Source organism: Arthrobacter sp. PTI12 (assembly GCF_056679915.1).
The window spans coordinates 986,446-998,394 of record NZ_CM155256.1 but is presented as its reverse complement, the minus strand read 5'-3'; the positions used below and the strand labels follow the sequence as shown (position 1 = coordinate 998,394).

Below are 11,949 nucleotides of genomic sequence, written 5' to 3'. Positions count from 1 at the left end.
ACACCAGAGTGCTAAGTCAATAATTAGCACTCACACACTGCGAGTGCAAGCTGTTTCGCCTTGGGGAAAATAACGACGACGGCGCACCAGCCCTGACAGGGGAAGCGCGCCGTCGTTGTTTGGTGTTGCTTGGGTTGCTCAGGATGCGAGCCGCACGGCCTCCGCCTGCGGGCCCTTCTGGCCTTCTCCGATTTCGAATTGGACCCGCTGGCCCTCATCGAGTGCACGGTAGCCCTCCATGTCTATTGCGGACCAGTGCACAAAGACATCCGCCCCGCCCTCATCGACAGTGATGAAGCCGTAGCCCTTTTCAGCGTTGAACCATTTCACGGTTCCCTGCGCCATGTTGTTCTCCCACTATGTAGATCCCCCGCTTAACTATTGACGGCGGGGCTGAGATACATCTAATCCCAGAACTCGAAAGCAGTGATGCGGAACACAGTGAATGTTATTGATCCTTAACCGGGCGGCTCACTGGAAGCCGGGGCCAACCACCACGGTGATATCGCCGAAACCCGCATTGCCCTGGACAGCGCCGATACCAAGGGCACCGGCGAGCGCCTCAGCCGTGGGGCGCTGCTCCTCTGCGTTGTAGAGCACGATGGACCCCTGCAGCTGCTGGCCGGACCAGTTGCCGATCTGGGTCACGTTCCAGCCATCCGCCTGCAGCCTGCCCGCCGCTGTGCTTGCCAGCCCGCTGACCGCGGTGGCGTTCAGCACGGCAACCGGCTGGGTGATGTCGACGACTGCTGCCGCTTCTGACGGCGAATCGGTTGCCTCGGCTGTCGGTTCCTCTTCGGTTGTCGGTTCCGAGCCGGCAGTCGACTCTTCCCCGGGAGTGGGTGCGGCACTGGGCGACACAGATTCCGTGGACTCCGCAGATTCACTGGCGTCTTCGCTGGGTTCGCCCGCCGCCCCCTCGGCCGTGATGGACGGCATCGGCGCAGAACTGGTGCTCCCCGGAGTGACATCGCTGGCCTGCCCAAGCCCAAGGCGCGGAAAGAGGAAGTATGCGGCCAGACCAACCGCGAGGACCAGGACTCCCGCAACAACCTTCAATGCCAGACCGCTAGATCGCGGAGGCACAATGCGCTCGCGGTGGACTCCCTGCCGGGCGGCGGATTCGGGAACCTGGTCGAATTCGTCGCGGGGGTATTGGGTCATGGTGCGGGGAATCCTTGGATTGGGTGGACGTGGGTGCTAGACATCGACGCCAAGACGGCGCGCTGATCGGGCGCGTTGGCGGGTTGTACGTAGTCTACGCAGTCTCTTCACGAGCATCGGGTCATGGGCAAGCGCGGCTTCTGTATCGATAAGCGCATTGAGGATCTGGTAATAGTGCGTGGCAGAGAGATCAAACAGCTCACGAATGGCCTGCTCTTTGGCCCCCGAGTATTTCCACCACTGTCTCTCGAGCTCAAGTATCCGCTCTTCCCGCTCACCCAGGCCTGACTCCCGCACGCCCGCTGCGTGGCCGTTCTGGTCTGTCTGCGCCGGTCCCTGCATGCTCACGACACACCGTCCAATCCACCGTTTCCGCCCAATTTACTTTCCCCATGGTAGTGGCGAATCACACCGTTGTCATTTACCCGCAGTGGAGCTTGAGTGCCCATCCGGGCAAAGATAGAACCATGAACGACGACGACGGCGGCACCACCCTGCCCATTCCTTCCAGCCCGGGCGCAACGCTGCCGTTCGCCGCTCCGGCGACGCTCGAGGAAATCATGGCTTCCGACTGGGCGGCAGCGCTTCAGCCCGTTCAACCACAGATTCACCAGCTGGCGCGGCGCCTGGCTCTCGAGCAAGCGGCCGGCGCCCACGTGCTGCCGCGCCCGGACCACATAATGCGGACCTTCACCTACCCACTCAATCACGTGAAGGTCATCATCGTCGGCCAGGACCCCTACCCCACTCCCGGGCACTCCGTCGGCCTGGCGTTCTCCGTTACCCGGCAAACCAAACTGCCGCGCAGCCTGGTCAACATTTACAGGGAGCTGTCTACGGATCTTGGGGCACCGGCACCCAGCCACGGTGACCTTTCGGGCTGGGCTGACGAGGGGGTCTTGCTGCTCAACCGGGTCCTCACAGTCCGAGCGGGGGAAACGGGTTCACATCGGAAGCTTGGCTGGAACGCAGTCACTGATGCCGCCGTCCGGGCTCTGGTTGCCCGTGACCAGCCGTTGGTTGCCATCCTGTGGGGCCGGGAGGCACAGCAGCTCAAGCCACTGTTGGGCTCTACGCCGCTCGTCGAGTCCGCTCACCCGAGTCCCTTATCAGCCTCCCGCGGATTCTTCGGCTCCCGGCCCTTCAGCCGGGCCAATGCGCTCCTCGCCGAACAGGGCGCCGAGCCGGTGAACTGGCTTCGCGGCTAGAGTCTCCGGATCATCTGCGTCGATTACGGCGTCGTTCGTTGCTGCTGAGCTTCTTGGTGAACGGCCGTGCCAGATTGTCGCCCAGGACCACGCCGCCGGCGATGGCCAAAATGATGGTGAGAGCGTTGAACAGGCCGATGGCGCCAGCGCCGGTCACGTCCGTCTCGATTGTGAGGTCATACATCGACCGGAAAATCGTGAGCCCGGGGTAGAGGAACATCACCGCAGGCACGGCGACCACCAGCTGCGGTGCGCCCATCCGGAGGGCAACCACCCGCGCGAGCATGCCGATCAGGACAGCCGCAATGGCGGGCGCAAGCCGATAGCCGACGCCGAGGTTCACAACGAGCGAATAGAGCAAGAACCCGGCAGTTCCGATGAGGGAGGTCGGCACAACCAGGGCCATGTCCGTCTGCTCGGCAATGCAGATCATTGCAACCGCGATGAAGATGAGCACCGCAACCACCGGCAGCGGGTACAGGGAGCCGACCGACGACGTCACGTCAAGCTCAGGAACCCCGAGGAGGTTGCCGAGCACCAGCGCAACGGCGATGCCGGACACAATTCCTGCGAAGACGAGGAAGGCAGACAGGAACCTCCCTGCTGCAGTCACCGGGAATCCGTTGATCGCGTCCTGGGTTGCAGATACGAGCCTGCCGGTAGGCAGCAGCAGCAGAATCCCGCCGACCACAACCAGGGCGGGCGCGATCGGTACGTGCAGCGACCACAACAGCACTGCGGTCAACGTGACGAGGGCGGCCGAGGTGGCCGTCGCAAAAAATTCAGGCACCCGCCAACGCCCCAGCTGACGCGAGAGCAGGTCAACACCGATACAGCTTGCAAACGAGATCAGGGAGCCAAGCGGTCCGCCGCCGATGAACGCCACGATGGCCGCAGCGAAGACACCGAACGCGGCCGTGACCATCCAACGCGGGAAAGGCTTGGGCCGGTGGGTTATCTCGTCAAGGCGCCGGATGGCTTCGGAACGGTCCACCCCGCCGTCGACGACGTCGGTCACCAGCTGGTGGACCCGTGTCAGTCCCGCATAATTGTTGGTCCAGGACCGCACCACGCGCAGAACGGTTGTGGGGGTCTGGTCCTTCGCTGAGTAGTTGAGCACCACCGACTGGTTGGTGATGTCCACCTCGATGTTGTCGAGCCCGAACGCCGCGGTCACGGCAATGATGCTCGTCTCGACTTCCAGCGCCCCGGCACCGTATCGGAACATCGTCTCAGCGAGACTGAGCGCGAAATCGAGCGTGCGGCGGGCACCGACGTCGGGGCCTCCCACCTGGATAGTGGGGTTGGCATAGGGACTGCCGGCGAGCCGCTCCACCAGGTTCATCGCCTGGGTGGGCGGAGATTCTCCCTGGACAAGGCGCCGAAGCATCTTGCGGGCGGCCAGCTGTGAACGGTCAGGGCGGGCGGATTGCGGGGTGATCGGCAGGGCATCGGTCGGGTTGGACTGCGGCCGGGCGGCTGCTTTCCGCGCGATTTTCGACTTGGCCTTGCCCGGTGATGCGGGCGACTTCACTACGGGAAGCTGTTCAGCCACCGGAGAGGGGTTGGTATCCGGGCTCCGGCGCTTGCCCGCACCGGTCTTGTCTGCCACTCTTATGCCCCTTTCCTGGCTCATGATCGCTCGTCGTGCCCGGGCCTGCTGTTTAGTAGAACGGTTGATTTGTGCGCCGCCAGTACACCTGACGCGTGATGCGTTCGCCCAGCTTCTGCCACGCACGGTACTTCATGGGACTGAGCACCTGGTCATAACAACCCACGAAGTCGGTGACCGTCTTGGTGAAGCTCGTCTTGAACAGGCCGAGACCGTGGTGCTGATGGCTCTTGTCCTTCAGCTGATCGCTAGGAGGGGTCCCGCAGAAGTCGTACTCAACAATATTGTGCTCGGCCTTGAGATCATTGATCGCCCTCCACTGAAGGAGATGCGAATCACCGTATTGCGAGCGGCCCGGCTTGGATCCACCGTCTTTGTAGGTGCCCTTGCGGCCGTAGTTGATGACGAAGGCGCCAACGGAAGGCTCGCCGTCCTCGTGCACAAAGTAGAGCCGACCCTGACCGGCGGAAACGAAGTTCGTCCAGAATCGCCGGTAGTACTCGAACGAGCGGAGACGTGCCGCTGAGCGGTCCTCAATGTGCGCCATGAGGCGGTACATCGTGCGGAAATTTTCATCCGTGGGTTCCATCTGCTGCACGGTGACGCCCTCCCGCTCGGCCCGCCGGACGGCGTTGCGCCCACGCGAGTGCAGGTTGCGCAGCAGCTGGTTCGGCTCCGGGGTGGTGTCGAGGATGGCCGTGTGATCGTTGGGCTGGAGGTTGAAGGCCTTCACCAGACCGGCGCGCCGGAAGAGGGTGCGGACGCCGTCGTCATCCTCAATGTCCGGCTCGATCTTGACTGCAAAGACTGCGAGCTTTGACTCCCGGATGAAGGATTTGCACGCGTCCAGGACCGCAGGAACATCCTCAGGGGCTGCCACATCCGGGCCCTTGATCAGGTACCAGAGGCTCCCGAGAAGCGGGACCTTTTTCTCGAGGACGAGGTTGTAGGTGGTGTATCCGGCGGATTCGAACACGAGAAACAGGGGCTTCCAGCCATGGTGGGACTTGACCTCTGCAAACGCCGCCGACTGCAGGAGGTTGCCGCCGTTCGGATTGGCGGTGACCAGGGAATCCCAGTTCCCGCGTTCTTCCGCAGTGGCAAATCGCGCAGTAAACGTACCCATGGTCCTCAATCACAATTGGTCGGAAGGCGTCGATTCAGTGTAGCCGTTGGCACTGGCCGGATCCGGCGTCGCCCGCAGGTGCACTGTACCGCTGGACCCGGGGATGGATAGCATCGAAACCATGGAATTCAGATACCTCGGAAACAGCGGACTCAAAATCTCGGAGATCACTTACGGAAACTGGCTCACGCACGGCTCCCAGGTGGAGAATGACGTGGCCACGCAGTGTGTGCGTGCAGCCCTCGACGCCGGCATCAGCACCTTCGACACCGCGGACGTGTACGCCAACACCGCAGCCGAGACGGTCCTCGGGGAAGCCCTCAAGGGTGAGCGCAGGCAGTCCCTTGAAATCTTCACCAAGGTCTGGGGTCCGACCGGCCCCAAGGGTCATAACGACGCCGGTCTCTCCCGGAAGCACATCATGGAGTCGATCGACGGCTCGCTGACGCGCCTTCAAACAGACTATGTGGACCTTTACCAGGCCCACCGGTATGACCACGAGACTCCCCTCGAAGAGACCATGCAGGCGTTCGCCGACGTCGTCAGGCAGGGCAAAGCCCTCTACATCGGGGTCAGTGAGTGGACTGCGGAGCAGTTGCGCGCCGGGCACGGGCTTGCGAAGGAGTTGGGTTTCCAGCTCATCTCCAACCAACCGCAGTATTCCATGCTCTGGCGGGTCATCGAGGAGAAGGTAGTGCCGGCGTCGGAGGAACTCGGCATCTCCCAGATCGTGTGGTCCCCTGTCGCGCAGGGCGTCCTCACCGGCAAGTACAAGCCGGGTCAGGCACCGGAACAGGGTTCGCGAGCTGCCGATGACAAGGGCGGCGCGGACATGATCAAGCGCTGGATGTCTGATGAGGTCCTCACCGGAGTGCAGAAGCTGGAACCGCTCGCAGACGAGGCCGGGCTGAGCATGGCGCAGCTCTCTATCGCGTGGGTGCTCCAGAACCCCAACGTTGCCTCAGCAATCATCGGCGCGTCCCGCCCTGAGCAGGTCGAGTCCAACGTTGCGGCCGCCGGCGTCACGCTGGAGCCCGCCCTCATGAAGAAAATCGATGAAGCGATCGGGCACCTGGCCGAAACTGACGCGGCCAAGACAACTTCCCCTGACAATCGGCCGGCGTGAGGCTCGCGGTCACGGGATCCAGCGGCAAACTGGGACGCAGTGTTGTTGCGGGTTTGACGGAGGCCGGACACGAGGTCCATGGATTCGACCTGCACGGCGAGCGCGGGCCTGGCTTCCTCTCAATCGACCTGACCAACTATGGTCACGTCGTCGATGCGCTGCTGGGAGTGGATGACCGGCACTCAGGTTTCGACGCCGTCGTCCATCTCGCTGCGATCCCCGCACCGGGGCTGCAGCCTGATTCCGCCACTTTCCACAACAACATGCTGGCGACCTACAACGTGTTCCAGGCCTGCCGGCGGGCGGGGATCCAGCGGATTGTCTACGCCTCCAGCGAGACAGTCCTCGGGCTTCCGTTCGACGAGGACCCGCCGTACATTCCGGTCGATGAGGAATATGACGCGCGGCCGGAGAGTACCTATTCCCTGGTAAAGCACCTCGAAGAACAGATGGCCATCCAGCTGACCCGCTGGGATCCCTCGCTGAGCATCACGGCGCTGCGGTTCTCCAATGTGATGGATCCGTCGGACTACGCCGAGTTTCCGACATTCGATTCGGATCCGCTGCTGAGGAAGTGGAATCTATGGGGATACATTGACGGCCGGGACGGAGCCCAGGCTGTGCTGCAGGCTCTGGAGAACGCGCGGAACGGCTTTGACCGGTTCATCATCGCGGCCGCCGATACCGTGATGAGCCGATCGAGCGCCTCGCTGGCCGCGGAGGTATTTCCCGGCGTAGAGCTGGTCAGGGAAGTCGGCGAACATGAAACGCTGCTCTCGATCGAGAAGGCACGGCGCCTACTGGGATTCGACCCGCAGCACAGCTGGCGGGATCACGCAGGCTGACGGCTCGGATGGGAGGCCTCCGGTATTGGGAGCTTCCCATCCGGCTGGCCTCGACCTTGAATGATCAGTAGGCTTACATTCACGGGAGCACCTCCCGGAATGCAATCGTCGAAAGGACCGGTCATGACTGAGAATCTTCCCGATGAGGAATTGCACGTTGTCGGCGAGGAGCCTGACGCCGTGAACGAGTCGATCGCGCCCGAGGCGCTCGATCCCGTGCAGGACGGCCAACCGGACGGCTATCCCACAGCTGCCGAGAATGATCCGGATAACTGGCAGCAGGATCCACTGCTGCAGGATGAGCCCGGAGCCGGCACGATTGCCGAGGAAAGCGATCAGAGCCTTCGCGATGATACCGAGGAAGCGCGCTTCCGTGACGGTGAAGAGCAGGTGCCGCCGGAAGAACCTACCATCGGCGAAGCCGCATCCGACGTCGATTTCGGTGATCCCATGAGCAGCGAGGAAGTCGACGCGAGTGATGACGAGGCGAACTTCGGAGGGTCCCCCTTGAGCCAGTTCGAGCCTGAGGACCTGGACCGATAGTTACCCAGGGCCTACAGGGCCCGTGCCCGTAGACTGGAACCGTGAAAAAAATCGCTGCACTGTCCCTGCTCATCCCTCTGGGCGCCCTGCTGGTGGGCTGCAATCAAATTGAGGAAACTGCCGGTGAGATAGCCAGTGATGCGGCATCGCAGGTGGCCGGCGCCGCCGCAGAAGAAGTCCAGTCACAGGTGTGTTCACTCGTCAGCGACGGGAACGTCAGCGCTGGAGATCGCGAACTGCTCGGCGGATTGGTTGACGCCGCAGAGACCGCGGGTGTTCCTGCCGAGATCACCGGCCCGCTTCGCGACATCGCTGCAGCCGGCGATCAGGTTCCGGCAGAGTCGGTGGAAGCGCTGAATGAGGCGTGTGCGCCGTCGTCGTAAGCCGGTGATGTCGCGTTTAGGTGTCAATTGTCCATCAACTGTTCTATTGACTGCCCGCTAGCAGTAACTTTGCCCTATGAGAGGCGGCTCAGCCAGGGTCGTACGTGAGGCGACTGCTTACCAGGACGCGGTATCGCGTTCCGTGAGGGCGGCCTGCGCCAAGTGGGTTGCCATCGAGTTGGAGTTCGGGCTGCTGAGCGGCGCCGACGTTGACGCGCTGCTGGGGCCACACTGGCCACCCGCCGGGTGCCTCGCAGCCGAACGCAGGATCCTCGGCGTCGCGACGAAGGCCGGTCGTGTCCTGTACCCCGGATTCCAGTTCGACTCAACGGCGCACACAGTGCGTCCGATCCTCGCCGAAGTAGCCCAGATCGGGCTCGACGCCGGCTGGAAGGATCGCCACATCCTGCAATGGTTCGTTGCACCGAACGGCTCGCTTCACGGGGATCGGCCCGTGGATCTTCTCGATGACAGGGAGCGCCTCCTCGCAGCGGTCCATGCGGATCTGGAGACCGTGTGGTGAGGGGTTTGGCGATCATTCTGGCAGCCTGCCTGCTCTTGCTCACCGGCTGTGGCGCGGTGGCAACGCCCGGCGCGAGCCCCGGCGAAGTGCCGCTTCCCCCGCTTCCCAGGAGCTGATTGGGCAGGGCATGGTGATTTCGGACGAAGACGGTCCCGCGATGCTGTGCCTCGGACCCGTGATGGAGTCCTATCCCCCGCAGTGTTCCGGCCCCGAAGTCATCGGCTGGGACTGGGAAGCGGTGAAGCTGTGGGAGAGAGCAGGGGGTGTGACCTGGGGGACCTACGCCGTGCACGGAACCTGGAACGGCGAGACCTTCACTCTCACACGTCCGCCGACCCCGCTGGCGCTTTATGACCCTCCCGCAAATATCGATCCGCGTACCGAACCTGCGAATTCGGGCGCAGGAAACCACGCGGAGCTGGAAGCAGTGCAACAGGACCTCCTCGAGACGGCGGGCGAGAGGATACTCACCTCGTGGATCGAGAACGGTTACGTGTTTGTCACGGTCGTGTATGACGACGGCACGCTGCAGGATTCCTATGACGCCAGCTACGGGGAGAACATGGTGGCGGTTCAATCGGCCCTGCAGCCGGTGAACCCTGATTGATCCGTAACTCGCCGAGCGGGTCCCGCGAAATTGTCAGAGGCACGACGTATTTTGATCGCATGAACATCTCAACGTCTCCTTCGAGTACTTTCACAGGTAACCTTCGCCACCCCGAGAGGGGGCGGAGATACACCATTGACGAACTCCGCGAGCTTGCCGATCAGGGTGATGCGTGGGCACTCTGCCAGGTCGATCAGTGGGAGCGCGAGTTCGCCAACGAATACGCGGGAACCCTGACGGAGCAGTGCACGGACCACAGCTGTGAAGGCTTCGGTGAACCCGTGGACGTGTGCTTCGGCCAGGACGGAGAGCCGATCGACGTAGACCACGGCGATTGGGGACACGCAGTCAGCCGGCTCCGCGCCGCCTGATTTTCCCGTTCGCGGACTGCATCCATCTTCCGGACACCCACTCCGGGCAGATCCGGTCGAGCGGATGGATCTGGAGAACCCGACGCATACGAAGTGGCTGAGCGCGGATACAGTGGAGATATGTACCTCGATCATCCGCAAGCCCTGGCCGACGATGCGGTTCTCGAGAACCGCCGATCCATGCTGGCAACCGCCCCGCACATTCAAAGCCTGGAGCAGTGGCGAGCCAGCTACACGGCCACCAGGTCAACCCCTGTACCGCACTTTGACCCGGCAGACGCGGGAGATCAGGCCCGCGTGCTTTTCGTGCTGGACCGCCCACAGGAGGAAGTGCTCTCCGAAAGCGGCACCGGTTTTGTATCCGTCGACAACCCGGACAGCGCCGCTGAGCGCTGCTGGATAGAACGCGATTCAGCCGGCCTGCATGAAGGCGTCCTGATGTGGAACATGGTCCCGTTCCTCGTGTCGAATCCCAATGCCGACAACCGCACGGCCGGCGCCAAGGCGTTGGGTTCGGTCCTGCGCCTCCTGCCGCGACTCGAGGTGGTGCTGCTCTGCAGCGATGCCGTGCAGCAGACCTGGGACAAGCACCTGCAGGATCGCGTCCCCCGCGTCACCGTCATCAAAGCTCCCGGCGTAGGTCCCCAGTCCCTGTCCCGCAAGACCAAACAGGATGAGCTGCGTAAGGCCGTCGAGCGCGCCAAGCGCCTCGTGGGCTGACTGGCGCTCTGGTTCCAACGGAATACGGCACGCGCTCAACCGTACGTAGCCCGCTGGGAAGCGCTAGGAAGGCTTGACCTCTTCGTGCTGGTCCTTCCACACGGTAGCTGTCCGGTGGCCTGGATTCAGATAAACGTGATTCTGCGCGATCACGGTTTCAGCCTTGGTTGTTGTTACGGTCCACGTTCCTGGACACGTCTTGCACTTGATGGTTCCCATATCCGCCCCCGATGAGTCCTTTTGCACTGCGTAATCTCAGCATCTGCCGCAGACACTTCAAGCGTCAAGGGCTTCCATCAAGTCATGAGAGTAACTTGCACGGGTCTTGAGATTACCTTTCAGTAACCATCGGCACCCGTACCCGTGCGAGTCCGTAGTGACACACTGATCCCATGGCAGCGGTACTTTTGGGGTGGAACCCGGACACGAGTCACTGGAGCGGACCTTATGCATCAGCTGTCGCCGAGGTGCGGAACTCCGGCGGGCATCTGGAACAGTGGTTTCTCAATGACGGAATGATGCTTCCCACCGGAACTGAGGTCTGGTTGCTCGTACAGGGAACGGGGCCCAACAGGCGGGGTCTGATTGGGCATGGCGTCACGGTGGGTGAACCGATTGCGGTCACGTACCTCGATCCGGAGGCCTCGGGCAGTCGGCTGTCTGTCACAGTTCAATTCGACCTCCTGCTGCCGGAAGGGGAACAGTTGCACACCGATGAGCTCGCGGTTCGTGCCCCGGAAATTGACTGGGACGCCGCTGCTGATTCGTTCTGGCACATCCCGCCGGACACCGAGTCGGCAGTGAGAGACGCCTGGTCCGGCCATGTGGTGGACAGCGTATGTCAACACGCAGACACCGTGGATCCAGTCCCCGGCTCCTACCCGGAGCACGCGCTGCAGCGGATACCCGTCAACCGGCATGAACGCGATCCCGAGGCAAAAGCGGTAGCGATTGCTCATCTCGGGTCCAGCTGTCACGCGTGCGGCTTTGACTTCGAGGCTACGTATGGGCCGCCGGGCGCAGGTTTCAGCCATGTCCATCACACAGTGCCTGCTGCAGGTCTTCGGCCAGATTATGAGATCGACCCGATCATCGACCTCGTACCCCTTTGCCCGAACTGCCACTACATGGCGCACCGCAGGGTCCCCACCCCGTATACCGTCGCTGAACTGCGCGCAATGGTTGCAGCGGCCGGCCATCTGCCGGGAATCATAGTCACCGCGGAACAGGAGCAAGCACAGAACGATGCACGAGCGATTAGCGGAAGTATCTCGATCTCTGGGGAGCAAACCGGACAGTATGTCGAGCAGTCCGGACACAATAGAGCGGAATAATGCACCGTTTTGTCCAGGTTGCTCTGAGTTCCGGCTGAGCTGGTGGAGCCCCCTGTCGGATTCGAACCGACGACCCCCGCTCTACATGTTCGCGGTTCCCGCTGGTTCCTGTCAGGACCCGATTTCGCCCACTGACTAGGGAAAACAGTGTTGATAGTGCTGACACTTTACCTTGTGAATCCCCTCGATTCCCTGGGATTCCCCGATAAACGTCCACATAAACGTCGACTGCTCGCCAGCAACGTCGTCTCGGCATTTATTTTGCCGGGCTCGGCCTGGCGCTCCTGGTCACCCGCCCTACCGCAGTCCCGCCGATGTGCTAGCGCATCTGTTGAGACGAAGCGAATGAGTAGAGTTCCTTCCTCGCTTCCGAAACCCATGTCCGAA

At 62.4% G+C, this 11,949-nt stretch carries 16 protein-coding genes; 10 read left to right on the top strand and 6 right to left on the bottom strand.

Translation table 11 applies throughout. From position 1 onward, the window contains the following. Positions 1-138: 138 nt before the first annotated feature. The 3 genes from AC1MBU_RS04985 to AC1MBU_RS04975 all read right to left on the bottom strand — a co-directional run bounded on the left by AC1MBU_RS04985 (position 139) and on the right by AC1MBU_RS04975 (position 1,506). Positions 139-345, bottom strand: coding sequence for a cold-shock protein (locus tag AC1MBU_RS04985; RefSeq protein ID WP_056549990.1), 207 nt, complete (start codon positions 343-345; stop codon positions 139-141). Positions 346-471: 126 nt separating this feature from the next. Continuing rightward, the gene (locus AC1MBU_RS04980; RefSeq protein WP_346028720.1) at positions 472-1,164 is read right to left on the bottom strand and encodes a LytR C-terminal domain-containing protein; all 693 of its coding nucleotides are present in this window, start codon (positions 1,162-1,164) and stop codon (positions 472-474) included. Positions 1,165-1,200: 36 nt separating this feature from the next. Further along, a complete protein-coding gene (locus AC1MBU_RS04975) occupies positions 1,201-1,506 on the bottom strand; it encodes a DUF3263 domain-containing protein (protein WP_056550316.1) in 306 nt (101 codons plus the stop codon). 125 nt (positions 1,507-1,631) lie between these two features. Here AC1MBU_RS04975 and AC1MBU_RS04970 point away from each other — a divergent pair, with 125 nt between their 5' ends. Next, entirely contained in the window at positions 1,632-2,372 is a 741-nt protein-coding gene (locus AC1MBU_RS04970) for a uracil-DNA glycosylase (protein WP_346028721.1), read from the top strand. Positions 2,373-2,382: 10 nt separating this feature from the next. On the opposite strand, the gene AC1MBU_RS04965 is transcribed toward AC1MBU_RS04970, so the two are convergent. Continuing rightward, positions 2,383-3,984 (bottom strand): threonine/serine exporter family protein, encoded by a 1,602-nt coding sequence (locus tag AC1MBU_RS04965; RefSeq protein WP_479789033.1) that lies wholly within the window; start codon positions 3,982-3,984, stop codon positions 2,383-2,385. A 52-nt stretch (positions 3,985-4,036) separates the two neighbouring features. Then, positions 4,037-5,110 carry a lipid II:glycine glycyltransferase FemX gene (locus AC1MBU_RS04960; protein WP_346028723.1) on the bottom strand — a complete coding sequence of 358 codons (1,074 nt, stop codon included), beginning with the start codon at positions 5,108-5,110 and terminating at the stop codon, positions 4,037-4,039. A gap of 121 nt (positions 5,111-5,231) precedes the next feature. On the opposite strand from AC1MBU_RS04960, the gene AC1MBU_RS04955 reads away from it, so the two are divergent. The 8 genes from AC1MBU_RS04955 (at position 5,232) to AC1MBU_RS04920 (ending at position 10,228) form a co-directional block, all read left to right on the top strand. After that, complete coding sequence (locus AC1MBU_RS04955; RefSeq protein ID WP_479789029.1) at positions 5,232-6,236, top strand: aldo/keto reductase family protein; 1,005 nt, start codon at positions 5,232-5,234, stop codon at positions 6,234-6,236. Beyond that, a complete protein-coding gene (locus tag AC1MBU_RS04950; RefSeq protein ID WP_471672881.1) occupies positions 6,233-7,081 on the top strand; it encodes an NAD-dependent epimerase/dehydratase family protein in 849 nt (282 codons plus the stop codon). The genes AC1MBU_RS04955 and AC1MBU_RS04950 overlap by 4 nt, the downstream gene beginning before the upstream one ends. A 123-nt stretch (positions 7,082-7,204) precedes the next feature. After that, positions 7,205-7,624, top strand: a complete 420-nt coding sequence (locus AC1MBU_RS04945) for a hypothetical protein (protein WP_277359114.1) — start codon at positions 7,205-7,207, stop codon at positions 7,622-7,624. Between the two features lie 41 nt (positions 7,625-7,665). Continuing rightward, complete coding sequence (locus AC1MBU_RS04940; protein ID WP_471672880.1) at positions 7,666-8,007, top strand: hypothetical protein; 342 nt, start codon at positions 7,666-7,668, stop codon at positions 8,005-8,007. A gap of 76 nt (positions 8,008-8,083) precedes the next feature. Continuing rightward, positions 8,084-8,530, top strand: a complete 447-nt coding sequence (locus AC1MBU_RS04935) for a hypothetical protein (protein ID WP_056549972.1) — start codon at positions 8,084-8,086, stop codon at positions 8,528-8,530. Positions 8,531-8,657: 127 nt separating this feature from the next. Next, complete coding sequence (locus AC1MBU_RS04930) at positions 8,658-9,137, top strand: hypothetical protein (protein WP_479789018.1); 480 nt, start codon at positions 8,658-8,660, stop codon at positions 9,135-9,137. A gap of 59 nt (positions 9,138-9,196) precedes the next feature. Continuing rightward, positions 9,197-9,508, top strand: a complete 312-nt coding sequence (locus AC1MBU_RS04925; protein WP_277359112.1) for a hypothetical protein — start codon at positions 9,197-9,199, stop codon at positions 9,506-9,508. 120 nt (positions 9,509-9,628) lie between these two features. Continuing rightward, positions 9,629-10,228, top strand: coding sequence for a uracil-DNA glycosylase family protein (locus AC1MBU_RS04920; protein WP_277359111.1), 600 nt, complete (start codon positions 9,629-9,631; stop codon positions 10,226-10,228). A 63-nt stretch (positions 10,229-10,291) separates the two neighbouring features. Here the strand turns inward: AC1MBU_RS04920 and AC1MBU_RS04915 are convergent, their stop codons facing one another. Then, the gene (locus AC1MBU_RS04915; RefSeq protein ID WP_471672878.1) at positions 10,292-10,447 is read right to left on the bottom strand and encodes a hypothetical protein; all 156 of its coding nucleotides are present in this window, start codon (positions 10,445-10,447) and stop codon (positions 10,292-10,294) included. Between the two features lie 173 nt (positions 10,448-10,620). Here AC1MBU_RS04915 and AC1MBU_RS04910 point away from each other — a divergent pair, with 173 nt between their 5' ends. Then, positions 10,621-11,562: an HNH endonuclease gene (locus AC1MBU_RS04910; protein WP_346028729.1), complete on the top strand. Its 942-nt coding sequence runs from the start codon at positions 10,621-10,623 to the stop codon at positions 11,560-11,562. The last annotated feature ends 387 nt before the right edge of the window (positions 11,563-11,949 follow it).

What these genes read in the sequence shown, in the direction of transcription:
- AC1MBU_RS04985 (WP_056549990.1), bottom strand. Translation starts at nt 345, where the DNA reads ATGGCGCAGGGAACCGTGAAATGGTTCAACGCTGAAAAGGGCTACGGC.
- AC1MBU_RS04980 (WP_346028720.1), bottom strand. Translation starts at nt 1,164, where the DNA reads ATGACCCAATACCCCCGCGACGAATTCGACCAGGTTCCCGAATCCGCC.
- AC1MBU_RS04975 (WP_056550316.1), bottom strand. Translation starts at nt 1,506, where the DNA reads ATGCAGGGACCGGCGCAGACAGACCAGAACGGCCACGCAGCGGGCGTG.
- AC1MBU_RS04970 (WP_346028721.1), top strand. Translation starts at nt 1,632, where the DNA reads ATGAACGACGACGACGGCGGCACCACCCTGCCCATTCCTTCCAGCCCG.
- AC1MBU_RS04960 (WP_346028723.1), bottom strand. Translation starts at nt 5,110, where the DNA reads ATGGGTACGTTTACTGCGCGATTTGCCACTGCGGAAGAACGCGGGAAC.
- AC1MBU_RS04955 (WP_479789029.1), top strand. Translation starts at nt 5,232, where the DNA reads ATGGAATTCAGATACCTCGGAAACAGCGGACTCAAAATCTCGGAGATC.
- AC1MBU_RS04945 (WP_277359114.1), top strand. Translation starts at nt 7,205, where the DNA reads ATGACTGAGAATCTTCCCGATGAGGAATTGCACGTTGTCGGCGAGGAG.
- AC1MBU_RS04935 (WP_056549972.1), top strand. Translation starts at nt 8,084, where the DNA reads ATGAGAGGCGGCTCAGCCAGGGTCGTACGTGAGGCGACTGCTTACCAG.
- AC1MBU_RS04930 (WP_479789018.1), top strand. Translation starts at nt 8,658, where the DNA reads ATGGTGATTTCGGACGAAGACGGTCCCGCGATGCTGTGCCTCGGACCC.
- AC1MBU_RS04925 (WP_277359112.1), top strand. Translation starts at nt 9,197, where the DNA reads ATGAACATCTCAACGTCTCCTTCGAGTACTTTCACAGGTAACCTTCGC.
- AC1MBU_RS04920 (WP_277359111.1), top strand. Translation starts at nt 9,629, where the DNA reads ATGTACCTCGATCATCCGCAAGCCCTGGCCGACGATGCGGTTCTCGAG.
- AC1MBU_RS04915 (WP_471672878.1), bottom strand. Translation starts at nt 10,447, where the DNA reads ATGGGAACCATCAAGTGCAAGACGTGTCCAGGAACGTGGACCGTAACA.
- AC1MBU_RS04910 (WP_346028729.1), top strand. Translation starts at nt 10,621, where the DNA reads ATGGCAGCGGTACTTTTGGGGTGGAACCCGGACACGAGTCACTGGAGC.